Source organism: Methylocystis sp. JAN1 (assembly GCF_052186135.1).
Taxonomy (GTDB): domain Bacteria; phylum Pseudomonadota; class Alphaproteobacteria; order Rhizobiales; family Beijerinckiaceae; genus Methylocystis.
This window is the reverse complement of record NZ_CP181499.1, coordinates 395,985-419,099: the sequence shown is the minus strand read 5'-3', so window position 1 is coordinate 419,099 and position 23,115 is coordinate 395,985. Positions and strand designations below refer to the sequence as shown.

Below are 23,115 nucleotides of genomic sequence, written 5' to 3'. Positions count from 1 at the left end.
AAACTGAGCCGCCCGCATCTGGCGGGGGGGCTCGATTTCGGCTTGCAGGTTAATCAACGATCCTGGTCGCCGTGCTCGTCGTCGCGATCGTCCTTCAGCGCGTTCTTGAGGCTGTTGACGGCCGCGTCGCGCGGCGCCAGCGGGGCCACGCGGAAGCGTTCCTCGATCAGCCGGAGGATGGACGTCGTGTCATAGGCCGTATGATCGACGCCCGAGCGCTGAAGCTTGCCGGAAATCAGGATCGCCGGAATGCGCGTGCCGGGACCCCAGGCGTCATAGGCTCCCTTGCCGTTCGCGGCGCTGGGCGGCGAGACATGGTCCCAGGCGCCGCCGAACTCGTCATAGGTGATGACGATCAGCGTGTCGCGGCCGTTCGGCCCCTCGACAACCGCCTTCACCAGATCGACGAGATGGCTGCTGCCGCCCGCCTCGCCCGTATAGCCGGGGTGCTCGTTTTCCGAGCCCAGCGGCTTGACGAAGCTGACGGCGCGCAGACGGCCGCGCTTCGCCGCGTCGATGAAATCCGCTTCGTCGCGCAGATGGTCGACGCGCGCCGCGGCTCCGGGGGCGTAGGCGGCGAAATAATTGAATGCCTGATGGTGATACTGGAAGAGTTTGTCGGGGCAGCGCAGCGCGCCGGCCACGGTCTGCTGATTGGCGTGCGGATCAGCGCAGTTGGCGCCGGCGCCGTTTGTCCAGCCGAGGCCGTTCCTGTTGCCTTCGGCATTGTCCCAGCCGCCGGAATACCAGGCCCAGTCCACGCCCTTCGCGCTCAGCCGGTCGCCGATCGTCGGATAGGTCAGCGGCGGCAGGCGGACCGCGTCGGCGGTCCCCGGCGCATAGGGCCAGGTCCAGGGTTGAGTCGTGTTGACCGCGTAATCGCCGCAGACCACTCCGGCCGGCGCGGCCGCGATGGCCGCGGGCTTCAACGGATCGTCGGCGCAATAGGCGGTAAGCGATTTGTCCCGCAGCCCGCTCGCCGCCGGGACGTAAAGCGGCGTCGATGTCGGCATGCCGTTGGCGTCGACGACGGAGTGGAGATCGTTCGACGATCCGTCCTTCGCCGCATTGGCGAAGACGGGCGTCCGCGCCGCGATGAGCCACTGATGGTTGAGGAAGGAGCCGCCGAAGGCCGCCTGGAAAAAATTGTCGGCGATGACGTAGTTCGGCGCGCGGTTCTTGTGCAGATATTGGTAGAGCGGCAGTTGCGTCGTGTCGTAATAGCCCATGGAGAGGCCGGCGGCGTCGCTGCCGGTCGTGTAGCGGTTCTGACGCCCGCCATTGATCTGAAACTGCTCATTGTAGAAGCGGTGCACGAGATCGCGCGTGCAGCCGCCGGGCAGGCTCCCGGCGCTTCCCTTGAGCACGTCGCTCGAGCCGCCATAGGGCGCGCAGGTGGCGTCCGCCGCCTTGATATAGTCGTCGATCCTGAACGGCTTGTTGGCGAAGGCGCTGGTGAAGGATGTGGCGCCCGTATTATCCGTGCAGGTCGGCGCGAGCGGCGTCGGAGAAGTCAGATTGACGTCGTTCTGCAGCAGGCAGGAATAGGCCGTCGTCCCGTCCGCGCGCATCTGTGTGGTGTGCGGGGCGTCGGCGTAGGGAAGGCCGTTGACGGGCTTCCCGTTCACCGAACCCCACAGGCCATAGAGATTGTCGAAGCTGTGATTCTCCTGATAGATCACAACGATGTGGCCATATTCGTGGATTGAGCCGGCCTTGGCCCCCGCCGCCGCCGTCACCGCCGCAAAAGCGGCGGCGCTGAATGCGCTTTTTCGAAAAATCATGGTCTGCCCCACTTGTTGAACAAGGAGGCTGTTGCTTAGCGAGGCCGCGTCTCGCCGCGGTGACGGGACCGTGACGGTCTGGCGACGACCGGGATGCGGACCGCCCGGCCGTGGCGCCAGGAATTCGCAGGCCGGCGGCTGTCGCGTCCGCGCAGAACCCTCTGCTAATACGCGGCAATCCGCCGCTCGCAATCCGGCTCAGGATCGGCTATGTAAGAAAACGTCCAAACAAGGCGGCAGGCGGGACGGGGCCTTCCACCGGGTTTGATGGGCCTCAAGGATCGAAGGGTTCCGTAATGGTGTATCGGCGATATTTCGAGGCGGCCGTCTCCCGTCTGAAGGACGAGCGCCGCTATCGCGTCTTTGTGCATCTCGAGCGCGACGTCGAGACCTTTCCTCTCGCCAAATGGCATCGGGACGACGGCGTCGTCCAGGACGTCACTGTCTGGTGCTCCAACGATTATCTCGGCATGGGCCAGCATCCGGAGGTGATCGAGGCCATGCTCGACGCCGCGGCGCGGGTCGGCGCGGGCGCGGGCGGCACCCGCAACATTTCGGGCACCAGCCACGCCATCGTGGAGCTGGAGCGCGAGCTCGCCGACCTTCACGGCAAGGAGGCGGCCCTCGTCTTCACCTCGGGTTGGATCTCCAATCTCGCGGCGATTTCGACCATTGCGGACCTGCTGCCGAACTGCGTCATTCTCTCCGACGCGTCGAATCACAATTCCATGATCGAGGGCGTGAAGCGCTCGCGCGCGGAGCGCAAAATCTTCCGCCACAACGATCTCGCCCATCTCGAAGAGCTTCTGATCGAAGCGGGCGACCGGCCGAAGCTCGTCGTCTTCGAAAGCCTCTATTCGATGAACGGCAATATCGCGCCGGTCGCTCAGATTGCGGCGCTGGCCGAGCGCTACGGCGCGATGACCTATGTCGACGAGGTCCATGCGGTCGGCATGTACGGCGCCCGCGGCGGCGGCATTTGCGAGCGCGACGGCGTGATGGATCGCATCGACGTGATCGAAGGGACGCTGGCGAAGGGCTTCGGCGTGATCGGCGGCTATGTCGCCGGCGACGCCGTCGTCATCGACGCCATCCGTTCCTATGCCGGCGCCTTCATCTTTTCGACCGCTCTGCCACCGGCGGTGGCGGCCGCCGCCTGCGCCTCAGTCCGGCTGCTCAAGCGCCGCTCCGATCTGCGCGCCGCGCATCAGCGCGCCGCCCACATCGCCAAGCATGCGCTGTCGGCCGCGGGTCTGCCGGTGCTGGAAAACGGCTCGCATATCGTGCCGGTGATGGTGCGCGACGCCGAATTGTGCAAGGCGGCCAGCGATTTGCTGCTCACGCGCCACAATATCTACATCCAGCCGATCAACTATCCGACCGTCGCCAAGGGCTCCGAGCGCCTGCGCATCACGCCGACGCCCCGCCATACGCATGAGCATATCGCGCATCTGGTGGAGGCGGTGGTCGATGTCTGGCAAACGCTCGGCATCGCCTTTGTCGAGCCGCCGTCGCATCTTCATGTGGACGAAAAGAGCGACGAGCGCTGCACCTATCCGGAGATCAAGCTCGCGGCGCAGTAAGCGCGCGGGCAGGGCTTACGGTCCGAAAATCATCCGCAAATGCGGGCCCCGGACGTCACGCCGTCCGGGGTCCTTTGTCGAAAAAGGTCTGCGTTTAGGCGGTCTCCCCTAAACGCAGCATGATCTAGCCGCGCGTTTTCCTCATGATGGCCTTCGACCATCCCGATTTCGATCGAGCCAGAGAAAAGAAATCCATTTCCTAAAATCGCGCCCATCTTTTTCGCGAGGCGTTAAATCGCCGGGTGTCTTCTGGTGGCTACGAACTGGCGACCACATCCGCAAATGGGTTCACCGCCATGAGCCGCGTTCATTATTCCTTCGACAGCGCCATTGCAGCCATCGTGACGAAGCCGGAACCGGAGGGAACGCGCGTCCGCCGCGCGATGCGGGGAGGCAAGCTCAAAAGCCGCCAATTCCTGCGCGAAACAATGGAGAATCTCGGGCTCTTCGCCTTCGGATTCGGCGCGACGAATCTGCTGATCCATTTCGCGATCGGCTTCTTCTACGCCGCGCGCGTGTCGAGCATGGTCCCGCAAATCTATCTTTGACGCAAAAGGGCGGCAGGCGGCGGGCCCGCCGCGTCTTCATCCGCCGAGGCTGAAGGCGGCGAGCGCCGCCATATTCACGATCTCCGAATCCGTCGCGCCGAGATGCGTAATCTGAACGGGTTTGTCGAGGCCGACGATCAGGGGTCCCAGGACGGTGGCGTCGCCCAATTCCTGCAGCATCTTGGTCGAGATCGCCGCCGAGTGGAACGCCGGCATGATGAGGACATTGGCTGTGTCCTTGAGCCGGCTGAAGGGATAAGCGCCCATCAATTCCTTGTTGAGCGCAATGTCGGCGCCCATCTCGCCTTCATATTCGAAATCGACGCGCCGTGAATCCAGCACGCGTACGGCGTTGTGCACGCGCTCCGTGCGCTCGCCCGGCGGATAGCCGAAGGTGGAGAAGGCGAGCATGGCGACGCGTGGCGTCAGGCCGATGCGCCGCGCGACGCCGGCCGCTTCAATGGCGATTTCCGCAAGCTCCTCCGCTTCGGGCAGTTCGGTGATCGCCGTATCGGCGACGACGACGACGCGGCCCTTGGCGAGGACGAGAGAGACGCCGATGACGCGATGGCCCGGCTTCTGATCGACGACGCGGCGCACTTCCTCGAGCGCATTCGAGAAATTTCGGGTGACGCCCGTCACCATGGCGTCCGCGTCGCCGCGCGCGACCATCGCCGCCGCGAAATGGTTGCGGTCCTGATTGATCAGCCGCTGGCAGTCGCGCAGCAGAAAGCCCTTGCGCTGCAGCCGCTCGAACAGGAATTGCGCATAGACCGCGTTGCGGTGGGAGAGCTTGGCGTTGTGGATCTCTATGCCGTCGATCAGTTCGACGCCGGCGTTCGCGGCGTTGGCCTTCACGCGATCCTCGCGGCCGACCAGAACCGCCGTGCCCAATCCCTGATTGACGAAAGTGAGGGCGGCGCGAATGACCTGCTGCTCTTCTCCCTCCGCAAAGACGACGCGCTTGGGCTCGCGCCGCACGCGCTCATAGATCGTCTGCATCAGGCCCGCGATCGGGTCGCGTCGCGCTGAAAGCTCGTGCCGATAGGCCTTCATGTCGATGATCGGCCGGCGGGCCACGCCCGACTCCATGGCGGCGCGCGCGACCGCCGGCGGCACGACGGAGATGAGGCGGGGATCGAAGGGCGCGGGGATGAGATAGTCGCGCCCGAAACGCGGACGCGCGCCGCGATAGGCGTTCGCCACTTCGTCCGGCACGTCCTCGCGCGCGAGATCGGCGAGCGCCTGCACGGCGGCGATCTTCATCTCCATATTGATCGTCTTCGCGCGCACGTCGAGCGCGCCGCGGAAGATGTAGGGAAAGCCCAGGACGTTATTCACCTGGTTCGGATAGTCCGAGCGCCCCGTCGCGATGATCGCGTCGGAGCGCGCCGCGCGGGCCTCTTCCGGCGTGATCTCCGGATCGGGATTGGCCATGGCGAAGATGATCGGATCGGGCGCCATGCTCTTCAGCATGTCCGGCGTCAGCGCGCCCGCGACGGAGAGGCCGTAGAAGATATCGGCGCCTTCCAGCGCCTCGGCGAGCGTGCGCGCCTTGGTCTCCACGGCGTGCGCGCTCTTCCACTGATTCATGCCCTCCGCGCGGCCGCGATAGACGACGCCTTTCGTGTCGCAGAGCGTGATATTCCGCGGATCGAAGCCGAGCGCCTTGGCGAGGTCCAGGCAGGCGATGCCCGCGGCGCCCGCGCCGTTGCACACGAGCTTCGTCGTCTTGATGTCGCGGCCCGTCAGCAGCAGGGCGTTGACGACTCCCGCAGCCGAGATGATCGCCGTGCCGTGCTGGTCGTCATGAAAGACGGGAATGTCCATCAGCTCGCGGAGCCGCTCCTCGATCACGAAGCATTCGGGCGCCTTTATGTCTTCGAGATTGATCCCCCCGAAAGACGGACCGAGATAACGCACGGCGTTGATGAAGTCCTCGACGTCCCTGGCGTCGACCTCGAGGTCGATCGAATCGATGTCGGCGAAGCGCTTGAAGAGCGCGGCCTTGCCTTCCATCACCGGCTTCGCGGCGAGCGGACCGAGGTCGCCCAGTCCCAGAATCGCCGTGCCGTTGGTGATGACGGCGACCATATTGCCGCGCGTCGTATAATCGAAGGCGAGCGAAGGATCCTTGGCGATGGCCATGACCGGCGCGGCGACGCCCGGCGAATAAGCGAGCGAGAGATCGCGTTGCGTCGCCATGGGCTTTGTCGAGACGACGGCGAGCTTGCCGGGCCGCCCGCGCGAATGAAAGAGCAGCGCCTCCTTCTCCGTGAAGACCGGCCGATCGCTCATGCTCTCACTCATCTGGGCAGGCCTTTCCGATTGCAGCGCCTTTTGCGGCGCAGCATAGCCGGGGGCGGGCTGGGTGGACAAGCGGCTCAGCCCCTATGGGCGAATCGCGACAAATCGCGCCGGCCCCCTTCGAGCCCCTGCCAGCATCCGCGTCCGCCGCGGAACAAACCCCGCCCACCCGCGTTTCCGCATCTCTTTTCACGCCCGGCGACCTTGCGCGCCGTAATGGAGGCGGAGATGAACAACATCATTTATCTCGTGGGCCTGGTCGTGATCGTCATGGCGATTCTGTCTCTGCTCGGCCTGCGGTAGGAGGTCCCCATGACCGATGTCGTCGGGCCCGGCTATGAGCCGGCGCGGCCGCCCGTCTCCGCGACGGAGCGCGCGGCCTTCTTCACTGCGGTCGACTGGGGCGCCATTCTCGCGGGCGTGGCGGTGGCCACGGCGATTTCCTTCGTCATGGCGGCCTTCGGCTCCGGGATCGGGCTTTCGCTCGCCTCTCCTTACGAAGGCGCGTCGCCCTTGACGCACGCCATTGCGCTGGCGTTGTGGGTGATTTGGGTGACGGTCGCGAGCTATGCGGCCGGCGGCTATGTCTGCGGGCGCCTGCGCCGCCGCAATGTCGACGCGCCCCGCGACGAGACCGAAGTGCGCGACGGCGCGCATGGCCTAACCGTCTGGGCGACCTCCATGCTCATCGTCGCGCTGGCCCTGGGCTCGTCGCTCTACAATCTCGGCAAGGCGGGCGTGGACACGGCCGCGCAGCAGGCCCAGAAAGCCGGGCTTGCGGCCAATCCGGTCGATTACCGCGTCGATACGCTGATGCGGGGCGACGGGGACATGGCCCGCGCCGGAGCGCCGGCGGCGGGTCCGGGAACGGCGGCCACGCCGACCACCGCCGCCGACACGAGGCAGATCGTCTCCCGCATCGTTGCGCGCGGCCAGGCGACGGGCGAGATCAGCGGCGAAGACCGGACCTATCTGCAGAATGTGCTGGCGTCGAGCACGGGACTTGCTCCCGATGACGCCCGCGCCCGCGTCGACGCGCTCGCTCAGCAGGTGCGGGACGACAACGCGCGCGCCAAGGAGCTCGCCGACAAGGCGCGCAAGGCCGGCGTCGTCGCGAGCTTCATCGCCGCGGCGGCGATGCTGCTGGCTGCGGCTTCCGCCTGGGGCGGCGCGGTTCTGGGCGGTCGCCATCGCGACGAAAACCTCGGGCTTTCGGCGGCGATGCGCTGGTGACAGGAGGCGAAAATGGGCGTTGGACGTTCAGTGCTCTTATGGCTGCTCGGGGTGCCGATCCCGATCATCATCCTGCTGGCGCTCTGGCGGTAGCGAAACGGCCCCGGACCCGTCCGGGGCTTTTTTCCGGGCCTGTTCCACAGCAGAAAAGACGCCGTGAATGGCGCGGGCGCCGGGGCGCGGCTAGACTGCGGGCCATGAGCGAGAGAGCCCCGGATCAGGCCGCCGCCGCGGCGCGCGCGACGCCGATGATCGCCCAATATATCGAGATCAAGGCGGCGAACACCGATTGCCTGCTCTTCTACCGCATGGGCGATTTCTACGAATTGTTCTTCGACGACGCGGAGGTCGCCGCGCGCGCGCTCGGCATCATGCTCACGAAGCGCGGCAAGCATCTGGGCGAAGACATTCCCATGTGCGGCGTGCCGGTGGAGCGCGCCAACGACTATCTGCAAAAGCTCATTGCGCTCGGCCACCGCGTGGCCGTCTGCGAGCAGATCGAAGACCCTGCCGAAGCCAGGAAACGCGGCGCGAAATCCGTCGTGAAACGCGACGTGGTGCGGCTCGTCACGCCGGGCACGATCACCGAGGACGCGCTGCTCGATCCCGCCCGCGCCAACGCTTTTGCGGCCGTCGCGCGCGCAAGGGGCGGCGACGGCGCCTGGCGTTACGGCGTCGCCGGCGTCGACATCTCAACCGGCGCCTTCACGGTCGTGGAATGCGCGGAGAGCGAGTTGTCTTCGACGCTCGCGCGTCTGGAGCCGCGCGAGATCGTCGCCGCCGAGACGCTCTGCCGCGAAGAGGCGCTCGCGACCGCCTTCGCCAATCTCGGCGCGCCGGTCGCGCCGCTCGGACGCGACGGCGGCGACGCCGCGCGGCGCCTCGTGAATTTCTACGGCGTCACGACGCTCGACGGCTTCAGCGCCTTGAGCGAAGCTGAGCTCGCCGCCGCCGCTGCGGCGATTCTCTTTGTCGAGCGGACCCAGAAAGGGAGCCGCCCGGCGCTCGCGCGGCCTCTCAGCCTGCGAGAAAGCGCGGCGCTCGAAATCGACGCGGCGACGCGGGTTAATCTGGAGCTCATGCGCACGCTTTCGGGCGCGCGCGAAGGCTCGCTCCTTTCCGTCGTCGATCTCACCGTGACGTCGGCGGGCGCGCGGTTGCTTGCCGAAAGGCTGGCCGCTCCTTCGACGGATCCCGCGCTCATCGGCGCGCGTCTCGACGCCGTTTCTTTCTTTCTGGAGCGGCCGGAGATTCGCGCGGCCTTGCGGTCGAAGCTCGCGCGCGCGCCCGATCTCGCCCGCGCCGTTTCGCGGCTTTCCCTGCAGCGCGGCGGCCCGCGCGATCTTGCAAGCGTCGGCGCCGCGCTTTTCGCCGCGCGCGACATTGCTGGTCTGCTCGCTCACGCCGAGGCGGCTGTCGAGGTCGCGCGCGACGTCGCGACGCTCGCAAGCGCCGACGCCGCGCTCGCGCAGGAAATCGCGCGCAGCCTCAAGGACAACGCGCCGCTGGACAAGCGCGGCGGCGATTTCGTGCGCGAGGGGCGCGACGCGGCGCTCGACGAAGCGCGCGCCCTGCGCGACGAGAGCCGCGTCGTCATCGCCTCGCTGCAGGCGCGCTACGCCGAAGCGACGGGGACGAAGCTCAAGATCAAGCACAATAACTTTCTGGGCTACTTCCTCGAAGTTCCCGCGGCGCAGGGCGAGAAGCTCCTGCGCGACGAGACCTTCACGCATCGGCAGACCATGGCCGACGCCATGCGCTTCACGACGCGCGAGCTTGCCGATCTGCAAAGCAGGATCGCTTCCGCCGCCGATCGGGCGCTCGCGCGGGAGCTCGCGATCTTCGACGCCTTGTCGAATGACGTTCTCGCGCGCGCGGAAGAGCTGCAGGCGCTGGCGCAAGGCTTCGCGCGGCTCGACGTGTTGAGCGCGCTCGCCGAGGTCGCGGAAAAACGCAACTGGACGCGGCCCTCCGTCGACCAGTCGCTCGATTTCAATATTGTCGGCGGCCGTCACCCGGTGGTCGAGGCGTCGCTCGAGGCGCAGGGCAAGGCCTTCGCGGCGAATGACTGCGATCTTTCCGGCGACAAGGCGGGGCGCATCGCCGTCGTGACGGGCCCGAACATGGCGGGCAAGTCGACCTTCCTGCGCCAGAACGCGCTCATCGCGCTGCTCGCGCAGGCGGGTTCCTATGTGCCCGCGAGCGAGGCGAAGATCGGCGTCGTCGATCGCCTCTTCTCGCGCGTCGGCGCCTCGGATGATCTTGCGCGCGGGCGTTCGACCTTCATGGTGGAGATGGTCGAGACGGCGGCGATCCTCAATTGCGCGACGCCGCGCTCGCTGGTGATCCTTGATGAAATCGGGCGCGGCACCGCGACTTTCGACGGCCTTTCCATCGCCTGGGCGACGATCGAGCATCTGCACGAAGTGAACCGCTCCCGCGCCATCTTCGCCACGCATTTTCACGAACTGACGCAGCTCACGAGGCGCATGGCGCGGCTCGTCAATCTGACCATGAAAGTCACAGATCATGCGGGCGGCGTCGTATTTCTGCACGAAGTGATCAAAGGCGCGGCCGACAGGTCCTATGGCGTGCATGTCGCGCAGCTCGCGGGGCTCCCTCCGAGCGTCGTCGCGCGCGCGCATGCTATTCTGGCGGAACTGGAGGCGGCGGACCGGCGCGCGCCGGTCGAGGCGCTGATCGACGATCTGCCGCTGTTCAAGCATGTCGTTCAGGCTGCGCAGCCGAAGGACGCGCTACGCGAGGCGCTCGCGAAAATCGACCCCGATCAGATGAGCCCGCGCGAAGCGCTGGCGGCGTTGTATGCGTTGAAGGGGAAACTGTAGAGCGCGAAGGCGCATTGCGCCGTCAGTGCGAGCGAAGCGACGCTTATGCTTCTCGCGATGACGGCGGATCCTGCGCAAAACGCGCGAACACGAATTGCGTGTCCCCGTAGCGGCGCGCGTCTTCCTGCTTCAATTGCGCCGGCAGCGCGATCGCCGCGTCGGCCGCTTCCTCGACGACGACAAGCGCGCCGGGCGCGAGCCAGCCGCCTTCTGCGAGCGACAGGAGCGCGCGGTCGCCGAGACCTTTCCCATAGGGCGGATCGAGAAAGGCGAGAGAAAAGACCTCGCCCGGCGGCGCGTCGCCAAGTTTCGCCGCGTCGCGGCGAAAGATGCGGGTGACGCCGCCCAGGCCCAGCGCCTTGATATTGGCGCGCAGCAGCGCGCGGGCCTCCGTTCCGTCGTCGACGAAGAGGGCGCGCCTGGCGCCGCGCGAAATGGCCTCCAAACCCAGCGCGCCCGTCCCGGCGAAGACGTCGATGACGGCGGCCCCTTCGACGGGATCGCCGAATCTGTGCGCGAGAATGTCGAAGACGGATTCGCGCAGGCGGTCGGATGTTGGGCGGATGGCCTGCGCGCGCGGCGCGTTGAGCGCGCGCCCGCGCAGCGCGCCGCCGACAATGCGCATGGTCTATGTTCCGCGCGGCTTGCGCGGTCCCTTCGGCCCGTCCTTGCCGGGACCGCGTCCTTTCGGCGGACCTTTGGGCGGGCCCTTGCGAGGCGCGCCGCCGCGAGCGGTTGCTTCCCTCGGCGGCCTGCCGTCGCCGGAGCGCGGCGCGCGCGGTTTGCGCTCCTCGCCGCTGCGCGCGCCGCGCTCGCCTTGTGGACGGTCGAAGTTGCGCGGGCGCCCGTCGCGGCCCTGGCGTCCCTGTTCGCCGTAACGTTCGCGGCGCTCGCCGCTCGCGCCTTCGAAAGCGCGATTGCGGGGCGGTGATTCGCGGCCGCCGCGCGCGCGCGGCGGCGCTTCGTCGCCTTCGCGACGGGGCGGGCGCCTCTCATGGCGGCCCTGCTCCGCTTCGTGCGGGCGCGTGCGCGCATGATCGCGGGCGGCCCTGGCGTCGCCGTGGGCGCGATGCGGCTGCGCATCCGAACGCTCTCGCGGCGCGCGCGCAGGCCGATCGCCGCGCTCTCCCTCGAAGCGTTGCCGGCGCCCTTCGGCGCCGCGCCGCTCGTCGCGCCCGAATCCCTCGGGTCGGGCGCCCCTCGCCCCGGCGCGCGCGGGCCGCTCGGCCTCGACCTCCTCCCGCCGCGGGCGGCGGCCCGTCCGCAGGGCCTCGAAGCGCTTGGCGTTGCGCGACGGCGCTTCTTCCGCCGTCGCGGCCTTGCGCCGCGTCGACGCCACGCGCTCCACCACGACGGCGCGGCCTCTGCGGTCGGCTGTGGCGCTTCTCTCGATTTTCGCGCGCGGGCCTTTTTCGCTCTGCGCGTCGCGCTCCTTGCGCAGCACGGAGACATGCTTGCGCGCGCGTTTCTCGGTCTTTTCGCGCTGCTCCTGTTTCTCCGCCGGCGTCGTCTCTCGCAAAGGCGAGGCGAAATCGACGCCCGCGAGCTCCGCGAGGCTCTTGCCCAATTGCTCCCGCAGGATCTTGAGCTTCACTTCCTCGATGGCGCCTTCCGCAAGCTCGCCGAGCTGGAACGGCCCGTACGAGACGCGGATGAGGCGCGTGACGTCGAGGCCGAGATGCTCCGTCACGCGTTTGACTTCGCGGTTCTTGCCTTCGGTGAGGCTCATCGCGATCCAGGCGTTGGCGCCCTGCACGCGCTCCAGCCGCGCGTCGATGGGCGCATAGGTCACGTCGTCGACCGTGACGCCTTTCTTCAGCTCGTCCAGCCGCGCCTGGTCGGTGTCGCCATGGACGCGCACGCGATAGCGCCGCGTCCAGCCGGTGGCGGGAAGCTCCAGCGTGCGCGCGAGGCCGCCATCATTGGTGAGGAGCAGCAGCCCCTCGGTGTTGATGTCGAGCCGGCCGACGCTGACGAGGCGCGGCAGATCGGAACGGCGCTCTTCAAGATAAGCGAAGACGGTGGGGCGGCCTTCCGGATCGTTCGCCGTGGTCACGAGCCCGGCGGGCTTGTGGAACAGAAAGAGCCGCGTGCGCTCGCGCGCCTGCATCGGCTGGCCGTCGATGGCGATCCTGTCCTTCTCCGTCACATTGACGGCGGGGCTGGTCAGCGTTTCGCCATTGACGGCGACGCGGCCCTCGGCGATCCAGTGTTCGGCGTCGCGGCGCGAGCAGACGCCGGCGCGCGCCATGGCCTTGGCGATGCGTTCGCCCTCGAAGGCGCTGGTTTTTTCGACCGGCGCGGGGGCGGGCCTGGCTTTGGCGCGCGCCGCCGCGGGTTTCGCGCCGCGGGGCTTGTCGTCGGAGGCGAATTTGCGCGCGTCATGGCGCGCGGTCTTGTCGCGCGGCGACTTGCCCAGCGGAATCTTGCCCGGCGGAGTCTTGCCGGACGGGGTGTTGGAGTCGCGGCGGCGCATGGGGCGGTCGCCGCCGGGCGCGCCGGGGCGCTTGGTTGGTTTCTTGTCGGCCATGGTCTTTGATAGCAGGCGGAGAGATAGCTTTGAAGCGGCTTCGCGGGAGATAGCGGGAATGACTTCGAGCCTGCGCATGCCGAACCCTCTTCCTCATGCTGAGGAGGCCCCGCAGGGGCCGTCTCGAAGCACGAGGAAGAGCATCGCGGCGCGGGTTTCCTCGTCCTTCGAGACGGCGGCTACGCCGCCTCCTCAGGATGAGGAAACCCTAAAGGTCTGCTTGTCGGAGACCGGCAGATGACCGCATCCGACCCCTTCACGGCGGCCTTTGACGCCGCCCGCGCCGCCGCCGCCGCGGAGGAAGTCCCCGTCGGCGCGGCCATTGCGCGCGCGGGCGAGGTCATCGCCATGGCCGGCAACCGCACGCTGCGCGACAAGGACCCCACGGCCCATGCCGAAATGCTGGCGATTCGCGCGGCCTGCGCAAAGATCGGCAGCGAACGCCTCGTCGACTGCGATCTCTATGTGACGCTCGAGCCCTGCGCCATGTGCGCCGGCGCCATCTCCTTCGCGCGCATCAGGCGGCTTTATTTCGCGGCGGACGACCCGAAGGGCGGCGCGGTGGAGCACGGGCCGCGTTTTTTCTCACAGCCGACCTGCCATCATGCGCCCGAGATTTATGGCGGCGTTCGCGAGAGCGAGGCGGCGCGGATGCTGCGCGACTTCTTTCAGTCGAGGCGTTGATTCTCGAGTCGGTCCGCCGCCTGCAAAAGACCCTCGCGCAGCGTGTCGCGGCAGGCGTCGCCCGCGGCGAAGATTCGCGACGTCTTGAATAGGTCGAGCGCCAGATATTGGTGCACGGCCGGCGCGAGCAGAACGTCAGGCGGGTTTTCCTCGACCATGCGCGCGCTGATCGAGTTCATGAGAATTTGGCTCGCGACGATGATCGTCTGGAAGGGCGACGGCGCGCGGGTTTCGCTCTCCATGCCCGAATTGCCGGAGACGTTCACCGCGACGATGATGTCGGCCTTACCGGCGAGATGGTCGTAAGGCAGCGGATTGACGAGGCCGCCGTCGACGAGATAGCCGACCTCGCTTTTCGGCGGGCGTACGACGCCGGGAATGGCCATGGAGCCCGCGACCGCGGTGCGCAACGATCCGCGCGAAAAAACCGCCGCGGCGCGTCGGCGGAAATCCGTCGCCACCACAATCATCGGAATTCGCAGCTCTTCGAAAGTCTCGGGCATGCCCTCGGGCCAGAAGGCTTCGAGGAAGCGCACGCCGTCGAAGAGCAGCGGATGGGCGAGACGCTGGAGCAAAGGCTGGCGGCGGCGCGCCCGCGCGTAAAGGAGCTTGCGCGCGAGATTGATCCGGTTGCCGAGGATCGCCTCCGTATGGGCGCGAAGCTCCGCGCCCGAAAAACCCGCGGCATAGGCGGCGCCGATAATGGCCCCGATCGACGTTCCCGCCATGGCGACGGGCCGCACGCCCATTTCATCCAGCGCCTGCAGCACGCTGATATGGGCGAGGCCGCGCGCCCCGCCGCCGCCGAGCGCCACGGCGACTGTCCGGCCGCCGAGAACGCCGTCGCGTCTCATCAGAGGAAGGTCTCCAGCGCCTGGAGCGTCGCCTCCGGCGCCTCCTCCATCGCGTAAAGGCCGCTATCGACCGCGGCCCCGGTCAGGTCGTCGCCCCACTCCTTCCAGGCGTCGAGGAGCGCGCCGCCGAGATCCGGGAAGGTCGCCGCGCCGTAGAGAATGAGGGTCGGAACGACGAGCTTTCGGCCCGCCGCCCTGTCGGCCGCGAGCGCCTCCTTGTCGATGGTCGCGCCGGCGCGGTAGTCCTCGCAAAAGGCGTGGATGCGCGCCGGATCGTTGAAGGCGGCATGGTAATGGGCGACGGCCTGCGCGCTGAAAGCGTCGAGCGACTTGTCCTTGGTCGAATCCCTCAGCGCGTCGTTCAGGAAATCGGCGGGGTCCTGCGCCACCAGTTCCTCGGGCCGCGGCGCGTCCATGCTCAGAAAGCGCGAACGGCCGACGCGCCAGAGATCGCTCGCGCCAAAGCTGTCGTCGAGCGGGGCGATGTTGACGAGCGCGAGCTTGGTCAGGCGGCCCGGATGGTCGAGCGCGAGACGAAAGCCCACGCGCGCGCCACGGTCGAGGCCCGCGAGCGCGAATTGCACATGGCCGAGCGCCTCCATGACCCTGACGACGTCGTCCGCCATCTCGCGCTTGGCGTAGGCTTCGCCCTTCTCGCTCGCAGGCGCCGCCGACCAGCCATAGCCGCGAAGATCCATTGCGACGACCGTGAAGCGCTCGGCGAGCTTCGGCGCGATCCTGGCCCAGGCGACATGCGTCTCGCCGAAGCCGTGCAGCAGAACGAGCGCCGGGCCCGTCCCATGAGACCGCGCAAAGATTTTTCCCGCGTGAGCGTCAATCCAGTGCGAGGCGAAACCGGGGAAGAGATCGGCGAGTTCGGACATGACTCCAACCATTTTGTTGAGCGAGCGTTCGGGCCCTGGCGACCCATCGTTTTCAGAGACGTTATATAGTAACGCTTGTCGGTGCGGTCACGGCTTTTCTTTTCTTGCGCCCGCAAGCGACTTTGTCACCGAAAACATGAACTTCCTTTGCTTGAAAAGCGCATGGAAGCGTTACAGACTTGGCCCATGTCAAAAATCCAAGCAAAAGTTCGAGCGCTTCAGGGGAGGAAAAAATGAGCAAGATCGTCGATGAAGTCATGGCCGCCAACGCGGCTTATGTTTCGAATTTCGGCGCCAAGGGCGAACTCGCTCTGCCGCCGGCGCGCGGCTTCGCGATCCTGACCTGTATGGACGCGCGTCTCGATCCCGCGAAATATGCCGGCCTTTCGGAAGGCGACGCGCATGTCATCCGCAACGCGGGCGGCCGCGCCTCGGACGACGCCATCCGCTCGCTCGTCATCTCGCATAAGCTGCTCGGCACGAAAGAGTGGTTCGTGATCCATCACACCAATTGCGGCATGGAGCTTTTCTGCGACGAGGTGATGGCCGATCTGCTCGACGACAGCCTTTCGACCGCGGCGCTCGACATGTCGACGCTGAAATGGTCGAACCCGCAGCATGGCGGCGGCTGCGCGGCCGGCCATTTCATCAAGTGGCACACGATCAAGAATCAGGAGGAAAGCGTCGCGCAGGACGTGGCGCGCATCCGCTCGCATCCGCTGGCGCCGAAATATATCCCGATCTACGGTTACATTTACGACGTGAAGAGCGGCAGGCTGATCGATGTGCCGAAGGCGACGGAGATCGGCAAGGCGGCCTGATCCAGCAAGACGGCCACAAGGCCATTGACGCCCCTCGTGCTTCGAGACGCCTGCTTTGCAGGCTCCTCAGCATGAGGGGCTTCTGCACGGTCCGCTAAGGCCTCATGCCGAGGAGCGAGCGAAGCTCGCGTCTCGAAGCACGAGGTCGTCGCTGCGTTTTATCGACTAAAAAGCCGCGAGCCTTTGGACTCGCGGCTTTTTCATCACCCCTCCACCGCGCCGCCGCGCGCGCGCCAGCCGCCGGTGCCGGGCGCGTAATGGCGGACATCCTTGCGGCCGGCCGCGACCGCCTGGCCCAGCGCCTTGGCCGAACGGCCGCCCGCCTGGCAGATGATTACGCACTGGCCCTTCGGCAGTTGCGACGGGTTGAACTGCGAGAGGGGCAAATTCTTCGCGCCCGGCACATGGCCGGCTGCGTATTCATGCGGCTCGCGCACATCGACGATGGCGCAGGAGCCTTCCTTCACCATGCGTGCGAAATCCTCGTGCTCGATCGTCGGCAGTTCGCCGCCGCCGCCCGTGAGTTTCGACATCAGACCTGAGAACATTTTATCTTCCTCTTCCTCGTTCAGGCGGATTTCGCCCGGGGATTCGTTTCGGCGTCGAACTGCGTGAAGGCTGCGAGCGCGTGGCTGGCGTACATCACGGAAGGTCCGGCGCCCATGTAGATCGCCATTGCGAGCGTCTCCATCACCTCCTCGCGCGTCGCGCCGCGTTGCGCAGCCGCCTTGGCGTGGAAGGCGATGCAGTCGTCGCAGCGCGCGGAGACGCTCACCGCGAGCGCGATCAGCTCCTTGGTTTTGGCGTCGAGCGCGCCGGCCGCGCCGGCCGTCGTCGCCATGGAGGAGAAGGCTTTCATCACGTCCGGCGCGCCGATGCGCAGATTGCGCAGATCGGCGGAGAGCGACTTGGCGAGTTCGGGCCAGTCATTTGTCATGGCGTTGTCCTTTCTGGCGCGCGCGGCGCCTCTGGCCGTTCGTCGTCGCGCAGGACGACATAGATGGCGGGGATGACGAGCAGCGTCAGCGCCGTCGACGAGGCGAGGCCGAAGACGAGCGAGATGGCGAGACCCTGAAAGATGGGGTCCGTGAGGATGAAGGCCGCGCCGATGATCGCCGCCGCGGCGGTGAGGAAGATCGGCTTGAAGCGGACTGCGCCCGCCTCGACCAGCGCCGCGCGCAAGGGCATGCCCTTCTCGCGCAAATGCCGGATGAAATCGACGAGCAGGATCGAGTTGCGCACGACAATGCCCGCGAGCGCGATGAAGCCGATCATCGACGTGGCCGTGAAGGCGGCGTTGAAGAGCAGATGTCCGATGACGATGCCGACGAGCGTCAGCGGCACGGGGGCCAAAATGACGAGCGGCAGCTTGAAGGAGCCGAACTGCGCGACAACCAGCAGATAGATGCCGAGCAGGGCCACCATGAAGGCCGCGCCCATGTCGCGGAAGGTCACGTAGGTCACCTCCCACTCGCCGTCCCACAGGAAAGTCGGCTGCGCGTCGTCGAGCGGCTGGCCGTGATATTTGATGGTTGGCGGGCCTTGCGGACCCCAGTCCATCTTCTTGATCTCGTCCTCGACGGCGAACATCCCATAGATCGGCGCTTCGTATCGCCCTGCGACCTCGGCGCTCACCATTTCGGCGAAGCGTCCATTATGGCGGAAGATCGGATAGGAGCCGAACTCGCGCGTCGCCTTCACGACGTCGCCAAGCTCGACATTCGCGCCCTGCCGCACCGTGCCGCCGGCGGGCAGCGGCGTCGAGAGGATGCGTTCGCCCGGCGTCATCTCCGAGCGAGGCAAGGCGACCGTGACGTCGATGGGCTTGGCGCCGCCGCCCCTTTGCGAGAAGCCGATCTTCACGCCGCCGACCAGCGCGCCGATCGTGTCATAGACCGCGCGCTCCTCGACGCCGTGATATTCGAGGGCCTCCTGATCGATGGCGAAGCGCAGCCGTTCCGCGCGCTGACCGAAACTGTCGTCCGCGTCCACGACGAAATCGACCTTCTCGAAGGCTGTGCGAAGCTTGGTCGCGAGATCGCGCCGCGTCTGCGCGTCGGGACCGTAAACCTCGGCGAGCAGGGTCGAGAGCACGGGCGGTCCCGGCGGCACTTCCACGACCTTGATCGCCGTATGCTCGGGCATGGGCAGCCCTTTGAGCTTCTCGCGAACCTCGAGGGCGATGGCGTGGGAGGCGCGCTTGCGCTCGTCCTTCGGCAGAAGGTTGATGGCGAGATCGCCCATCTCCGGCGCCGAGCGCACATAGTAATGGCGAACGAGGCCGTTGAAGTTGAAGGGCGCCGCCGCGCCTGAATAAGCCTGGATCGAGGTAAGCTCCGGAATGTCCTTGAGGCGCCCGGCGGCGGCGGTCAGCACGCGGTCGGTCTCTTCGAGCGACGCGCCGCGCGGCAGATCGACGACGACGGCGATCTCCGACTTGTTGTCGAAGGGCAGCAGCTTCACCCGCACGCTCTTCGTGACGAAGAGACCCATGGAGAGCAGCGTCGCGACGCCGACGGCCGCAAGGAAGCGTTTCGACCGCTCGCGGCCCTGCAACAGGGGCGTCGCGATCCGGGCGTAGAAATCGCCCATAACGCCGCGTTCATGCGAATGGCCATGGCCCTCGCCGCCCTCCTGTTCGAAACGCTTGCCGGCGATCTTCAGGAGCAGCCAGGGCGTGATCGTCATGGCGACGAAGAAGGAGAAGACCATGGCGAGCGAGGCGTTCGCCGGGATGGGGCTCATATAGGGCCCCATCAGGCCGGAGACGAACATCATCGGCAGGAGCGCGGCGATGATGGTCATCGTCGCGACGATGGTCGGATTGCCGACCTCGGCCACGGCCTCGACGGCCGTGTCGATCAGGCTGCGGTCGCCGCGCATCTGCCAGTGACGGACGATGTTCTCCACGACGACGATGGCGTCGTCGACGAGAATGCCGATGGAGAAGATGAGCGCGAAGAGGCTGACGCGGTTGATCGTATAGCCCATCAGCCAGGAGGCGAAGAGGGTGAGCAGGATCGTCGTCGGAATGATGACGAAGACGACCACGCCTTCGCGCCAGCCCACCATGACCACGATGAGCAGGACGATGGAGACGGTGGCGAGCGCGAGATGGAAAAGCAGCTCGTTCGCCTTCTCCGTGGCGGTCTCGCCGTAATTGCGCGTGACCGTGATTTCGAGATCTTCCGGAACGATGCGGCCTTTGACGGACTCGAGCCGCTTCAGCACGTCCTCCGCGACGATCACGGCGTTGGCGCCCTTGCGCTTGGCGATGGCGATGCTGACGGCCGGACGCTTGAGAAGCGCGCCGTCCTTCTCCTTCGTCATCGTCCAACTGCGTTTGTCGGGCTCGGCGGCGCCGACGGTCACGTCGGCCACGTCCTTTACATAGACGGGCCGCCCGTCGCGCGTCGTGAGCAGCAGCAGGCCGATGTCGGGGACGCCCTGCAGCGTCTGGCCGGCGACGACGGGGATGGATTTGTTTCCTTCGCGGAAAGCGCCGACCTGAAAGGAACGGTTGGCGTTGGTCAGCTTGTCGATGAGCTGGTTGAGCGTCACGCCATATTGAGACAGGCGCTCGGGGTCCGGCTCGACGCGGATCTGGTTGGGGCTGCCGCCGACAATGTAGCTCAAGCCGACATTCTCGACTTTTGTGAGGTCGTGCTGAAGCTCCTCGGCGACCTGATAGAGGCCGTTGTCGCTCCAGTCCCTGGCGCGCTCGGGCTTTGCGGAGAGCGTCAGCACCACGATCGCGACGTCGTCTATGCCCCGTCCGACGATGAGCGGCTCGGGAATGCCCTTCGGGAGGCCGGTAATATTGGCGCGTATCTTGTCATGCACGCGCAGCACGGCGTTGTCCTGCGGCGTGCCGACGAAGAAGCGCGCGGTGACCATCGCCTGGTCGTCGCGCGTCTGCGAATAGACATGCTCGACGCCGTTCACGCCCTTGATGATATCCTCGAGCGGCCGCGTGATCAGCTCGATCGCGTCCTCGGCCTTGTAGCCGTTCGCCTGCACCATGATGTCGACCATGGGCACCGAGATTTGCGGCTCCTCCTCGCGCGGCAGCGCCTGCAGGGCGATGAGGCCGACGAGAATGGAGGCGAGGAGCAGCAGCGGCGTTAGCGGCGAATTTATGAACGTCCGCGTGAGCGCGCCGGAGATTCCCGGATGGAATTCGCGATCGGCCTCCCGGCTCATGGCGTCTGCACCGCGTCGCCGTCATGGAGCCCGGAGAGAATTTCGACCGCCTCTCCATGCGCGTCGCCGGTCTGCACGACGACCTCCGCGCCATCGGCGAGACGCACGAAGTCGACGCCGGCGCGCCGATAGATCGCGGCCCTGGGCGCAAGGATCGCGTCGCGCTTGCCGGTCGTCACATAGACGCGGGCGCGCTCGCCAACGAAATAATTGTCGAGTCCCGTCACGTCGACATCCGCGATCACGCGGCCGCCCTGGATCTCGGGATAGACGATGCGCACGCGCCCTTCCTTGCGCGCGCCCGCGCCCGTATTGACGCCGCGCTCGCCGATCTCGACGCGATCGCCAGCGCGCATGAAGCGGGCGTGACGCTCGGGCAGTTGCAGGCGGAGAATGTAATTGTCTTCCGCCAGCGTCGCGATGGTCTCGCCGGGCATGACGACGCGGCCGATCGAGACGGGAATCGTCAGAATCCGGCCCGGCCCCGGCGCCTTCACCGAGCCCTCCGCCGCCTGCTGCTCGATCACGCCGCGATCTGACTGCAGGGCGGAAAGGCTGCGGTCCGCGACGTCGAGCGCCGTCTTGGCCTGATCGAACATCACCTTGGTCGAGACGCCGCGGCGCAGAAGCTCCTGCGAACGTTCGAAATCGGCCCTGGCCTTGTCGCGCTGCGCCTGCTGTGCGCGGATGCGCTGGTCGAGCGATTGCATCTGCAGAAAAAGCTTCTGATCGGCGACGACGGCGATCTCTGCGCCGGCCGCGACCGTGTCGCCCTCCCTGATCTTCAATGTCGTCACCGTGCCGCCGATGCGGGCGCGGGCGACGAGCTGATGGGCGGGCTCCACGGAGGCGACGACGGCCTTCATGTCGTCGATCGGCGCCATATGGACGGTCGTCTCTCCGCCGCTGGCGGCGGAGGGCGCCGAGACGGCGGCGACGAAAAGAAGCAGACGGAAGCGGCCCATAAATTCTCCCATGCGGCGGCGTCCCCTGTTATATTCGAAAGATATAAATTAGCAAGTGCGAATTAAAAGACCGGCGCAACTCATCGCATGAAGACGCGCGCCGGTCGGCGTCTTTCGGTTTCAGCCCCAGAGATTGCACCAGCCATTGGCGCTCACCGGACCCTTCACGACGCCGCAACCCGACGGCGGCTCGAACCAGGAGCAATTGGCGCAGCGCTGGCGCCCGTTGGGCGAGCCCCGATAGGCCGCCGCGGCCCTGCTCGATTTGGCCAGAGCCGGAGAAGCGGGAAAGAGCGCGCCCAGGCCCGGGAGAAGCGCCGCGGCGCCGAGGATCTTCAGGAGGCGCCGGCGCCCGCAACGATCGCCGCGATTATTGGCGTTCATGAATTTTCCTCCTCATTTGCATATGTCTCTGTCGGACGCATTAAATTCGTAGTCTCTAATATCAAACCTCCGGCCCGGGCGCGGAATGCGACAAAACGAGCCATTTCGCGAAAGCCGCCGCGCTTGACTTCTATATTCAGCAAACATAATTTAGCACTCATGAATATAAATCCGGTCGCGCTCGCTCCGAAGGCCGAAGAGGCGGAGAGCTTCCTCAAAGCGCTCGCCAACCGCCACCGGCTGATGGTGCTGTGCGAGCTGCATAAGGACGAGCTTTCGGTCACGAGCTTGCAGGAGACGATCGGCTTGAGCCAGTCGTCTCTTTCGCAGCACCTTGCGCGACTGCGGGAGGACAAGCTCGTCAAGACGCGCCGCGAATCGCAGACGATCTATTATTCGCTCGCGGACGAGAACGTCTCGCGCGTCATCGGCCTGCTCTACGAATTGTTCTGCGCGCAGGATTGCGGGACGCCCGACCCCGCCGGCAAGAAGACGAGGAAAACCGCCAAGCGCGCGGGTGAGAGCCTGAGAAGGAAGAAAGCGTCATGAGCATTGATCGCATCGTCATGGCTTTCGCGGGAGCGATGGTTCTGCTCAGCCTCGCGCTGGCCCATTTCGTATCGCCCTGGTGGGCGCTGCTCGCGGGCTTCGTGGGCCTCAATCTGTTTCAGGCCGCCTTTACGGGGCTTTGTCCTCTGGCGATGATCCTGAAGCGCATGGGCGTGAAGCCCGGGGCGGCGTTCTGACGGATCGATCCTCAATGGCCTCGGACTGGATGGACGACGTGCCGGTTCTTCGTGGGCTCGATGAGCCCACGAGGACGATGCTGCGCGACTCGGCGGTCCGCAAACAGATTCCACGCGGCGCCGTGCTGTTTCGTCCTGGCGATCAATGCGTGCATTTTCCCTTGATCGTCGCGGGCACGGTTCGCGTGCAGCGCGTGACGGAATCAGGGCGCGAAATCGTGCTCTATCGCGTCTCCACCAACGAGACCTGCATTCTGACCACCGCGTCGCTTTTATCGGACGACGCCTATTCGGCCGAAGGGATCGCCGAGACGGACGTTACCGCCTATATCGTTCCGGCCGAGCGCTTCGCCAATCTGATGAGCGTCTCCGCGAGTTTCCGCGCGGTGGTCTTCGACGGCTACAGCCGCCGCATCGCGACCCTGATGTCGCGCATCGAGGAGATCGTCTGCACGCGCATCAATGTGCGTCTGGCCGAGCGCCTGCTCGCGCTGCGCGGCGCCGACAACCGCATCTCGGTCACGCAACAGGCGCTCGCCGCCGATCTCGGCACGGCGCGCGAAGTCGTGGGCCGCACGCTTAAATCCTTCGAGCGCTCGGGCTGGGTGAAACTGTCGCGCGGCGGCGCGGAAATCACCGACGCCAACGCCTTGCGCGCGCTTTGCGACGTCGAGCGTGACTAAGTCGCTTTTGCGATCTTTCTAATTTAGCTATTACGAATATAACGAGGCGTCGCGGCGAGG

The 23,115-nt window shown here is 66.4% G+C and carries 20 protein-coding genes; 9 read left to right on the top strand and 11 right to left on the bottom strand.

From position 1 onward, the window contains the following. Nucleotides 1-53: 53 nt before the first annotated feature. Nucleotides 54-1,784: an acid phosphatase gene (gene acpA, locus ACNHKD_RS01970; RefSeq protein ID WP_442755456.1), complete on the bottom strand. Its 1,731-nt coding sequence runs from the start codon at nt 1,782-1,784 to the stop codon at nt 54-56. A 296-nt stretch (nt 1,785-2,080) separates the two neighbouring features. Here acpA and hemA point away from each other — a divergent pair, with 296 nt between their 5' ends. Together hemA and ACNHKD_RS01960 are read left to right on the top strand one after the other, a co-directional pair. Beyond that, nucleotides 2,081-3,367, top strand: a complete 1,287-nt coding sequence (gene hemA, locus ACNHKD_RS01965; protein WP_442755455.1) for a 5-aminolevulinate synthase — start codon at nt 2,081-2,083, stop codon at nt 3,365-3,367. Between the two features lie 296 nt (nt 3,368-3,663). Next, nucleotides 3,664-3,915 carry a hypothetical protein gene (locus ACNHKD_RS01960; protein WP_442755454.1) on the top strand — a complete coding sequence of 84 codons (252 nt, stop codon included), beginning with the start codon at nt 3,664-3,666 and terminating at the stop codon, nt 3,913-3,915. 36 nt (nt 3,916-3,951) lie between these two features. Here the strand turns inward: ACNHKD_RS01960 and ACNHKD_RS01955 are convergent, their stop codons facing one another. After that, a complete protein-coding gene (locus tag ACNHKD_RS01955; protein ID WP_442755453.1) occupies nt 3,952-6,213 on the bottom strand; it encodes an NADP-dependent malic enzyme in 2,262 nt (753 codons plus the stop codon). Between the two features lie 321 nt (nt 6,214-6,534). Between ACNHKD_RS01955 and ACNHKD_RS01950 the strand changes: the two genes are divergently transcribed. Together ACNHKD_RS01950 and mutS are read left to right on the top strand one after the other, a co-directional pair. Further along, nucleotides 6,535-7,455 (top strand): hypothetical protein, encoded by a 921-nt coding sequence (locus ACNHKD_RS01950; protein ID WP_442755452.1) that lies wholly within the window; start codon nt 6,535-6,537, stop codon nt 7,453-7,455. 197 nt (nt 7,456-7,652) lie between these two features. Beyond that, nucleotides 7,653-10,301: a DNA mismatch repair protein MutS gene (gene mutS / locus ACNHKD_RS01945; RefSeq protein WP_442756812.1), complete on the top strand. Its 2,649-nt coding sequence runs from the start codon at nt 7,653-7,655 to the stop codon at nt 10,299-10,301. 43 nt (nt 10,302-10,344) lie between these two features. Here mutS and rsmD read toward each other — a convergent pair whose 3' ends face one another. Both rsmD and ACNHKD_RS01935 read right to left on the bottom strand, forming a co-directional pair. After that, a complete protein-coding gene (gene rsmD, locus ACNHKD_RS01940; protein WP_442755451.1) occupies nt 10,345-10,926 on the bottom strand; it encodes a 16S rRNA (guanine(966)-N(2))-methyltransferase RsmD in 582 nt (193 codons plus the stop codon). A 3-nt stretch (nt 10,927-10,929) separates the two neighbouring features. Next, entirely contained in the window at nt 10,930-12,909 is a 1,980-nt protein-coding gene (locus ACNHKD_RS01935) for a pseudouridine synthase (protein WP_442755450.1), read from the bottom strand. A 159-nt stretch (nt 12,910-13,068) separates the two neighbouring features. Between ACNHKD_RS01935 and ACNHKD_RS01930 the strand changes: the two genes are divergently transcribed. Beyond that, on the top strand, nt 13,069-13,515 hold the full coding sequence (locus ACNHKD_RS01930) for a nucleoside deaminase (RefSeq protein ID WP_442755449.1): 447 nt from the start codon (nt 13,069-13,071) through the stop codon (nt 13,513-13,515). Here the strand turns inward: ACNHKD_RS01930 and ACNHKD_RS01925 are convergent. Next, nucleotides 13,500-14,369 carry a patatin-like phospholipase family protein gene (locus ACNHKD_RS01925; RefSeq protein WP_442755448.1) on the bottom strand — a complete coding sequence of 290 codons (870 nt, stop codon included), beginning with the start codon at nt 14,367-14,369 and terminating at the stop codon, nt 13,500-13,502. The two genes, ACNHKD_RS01930 and ACNHKD_RS01925, sit on opposite strands and share 16 nt — an antisense overlap. Beyond that, nucleotides 14,369-15,253, bottom strand: coding sequence for an alpha/beta fold hydrolase (locus tag ACNHKD_RS01920; protein ID WP_442755447.1), 885 nt, complete (start codon nt 15,251-15,253; stop codon nt 14,369-14,371). Before ACNHKD_RS01920 ends, ACNHKD_RS01925 begins: the two co-directional genes overlap by 1 nt. Nucleotides 15,254-15,486: 233 nt before the next feature. On the opposite strand from ACNHKD_RS01920, the gene ACNHKD_RS01915 reads away from it, so the two are divergent. Then, nucleotides 15,487-16,074, top strand: coding sequence for a carbonic anhydrase (locus ACNHKD_RS01915; RefSeq protein WP_442755446.1), 588 nt, complete (start codon nt 15,487-15,489; stop codon nt 16,072-16,074). 203 nt (nt 16,075-16,277) lie between these two features. On the opposite strand, the gene ACNHKD_RS01910 is transcribed toward ACNHKD_RS01915, so the two are convergent. The 5 genes from ACNHKD_RS01910 to ACNHKD_RS01890 all read right to left on the bottom strand — a co-directional run bounded on the left by ACNHKD_RS01910 (nt 16,278) and on the right by ACNHKD_RS01890 (nt 21,626). Next, nucleotides 16,278-16,622: a rhodanese-like domain-containing protein gene (locus ACNHKD_RS01910; RefSeq protein ID WP_442755445.1), complete on the bottom strand. Its 345-nt coding sequence runs from the start codon at nt 16,620-16,622 to the stop codon at nt 16,278-16,280. A gap of 20 nt (nt 16,623-16,642) precedes the next feature. Then, nucleotides 16,643-17,011 carry a carboxymuconolactone decarboxylase family protein gene (locus ACNHKD_RS01905; RefSeq protein ID WP_442755444.1) on the bottom strand — a complete coding sequence of 123 codons (369 nt, stop codon included), beginning with the start codon at nt 17,009-17,011 and terminating at the stop codon, nt 16,643-16,645. Next, nucleotides 17,008-20,277 carry an efflux RND transporter permease subunit gene (locus ACNHKD_RS01900; RefSeq protein ID WP_442755443.1) on the bottom strand — a complete coding sequence of 1,090 codons (3,270 nt, stop codon included), beginning with the start codon at nt 20,275-20,277 and terminating at the stop codon, nt 17,008-17,010. The genes ACNHKD_RS01905 and ACNHKD_RS01900 overlap by 4 nt, the downstream gene beginning before the upstream one ends. After that, complete coding sequence (locus tag ACNHKD_RS01895; protein WP_442755442.1) at nt 20,274-21,242, bottom strand: efflux RND transporter periplasmic adaptor subunit; 969 nt, start codon at nt 21,240-21,242, stop codon at nt 20,274-20,276. Before ACNHKD_RS01895 ends, ACNHKD_RS01900 begins: the two co-directional genes overlap by 4 nt. A gap of 120 nt (nt 21,243-21,362) precedes the next feature. Beyond that, nucleotides 21,363-21,626, bottom strand: coding sequence for a high-potential iron-sulfur protein (locus ACNHKD_RS01890; protein ID WP_442755441.1), 264 nt, complete (start codon nt 21,624-21,626; stop codon nt 21,363-21,365). A 159-nt stretch (nt 21,627-21,785) separates the two neighbouring features. Between ACNHKD_RS01890 and ACNHKD_RS01885 the strand changes: the two genes are divergently transcribed. Genes ACNHKD_RS01885 through ACNHKD_RS01875 form a run of 3 tightly spaced genes read left to right on the top strand, consistent with a single transcriptional unit; the run spans nt 21,786 to nt 23,055 of the window. Then, nucleotides 21,786-22,175, top strand: a complete 390-nt coding sequence (locus ACNHKD_RS01885; RefSeq protein WP_442755440.1) for an ArsR/SmtB family transcription factor — start codon at nt 21,786-21,788, stop codon at nt 22,173-22,175. Next, nucleotides 22,172-22,372, top strand: a complete 201-nt coding sequence (locus tag ACNHKD_RS01880; RefSeq protein WP_442755439.1) for a YgaP family membrane protein — start codon at nt 22,172-22,174, stop codon at nt 22,370-22,372. The genes ACNHKD_RS01885 and ACNHKD_RS01880 overlap by 4 nt, the downstream gene beginning before the upstream one ends. Nucleotides 22,373-22,386: 14 nt before the next feature. Beyond that, entirely contained in the window at nt 22,387-23,055 is a 669-nt protein-coding gene (locus ACNHKD_RS01875; RefSeq protein WP_442755438.1) for a Crp/Fnr family transcriptional regulator, read from the top strand. Nucleotides 23,056-23,115 lie beyond the last annotated feature (60 nt).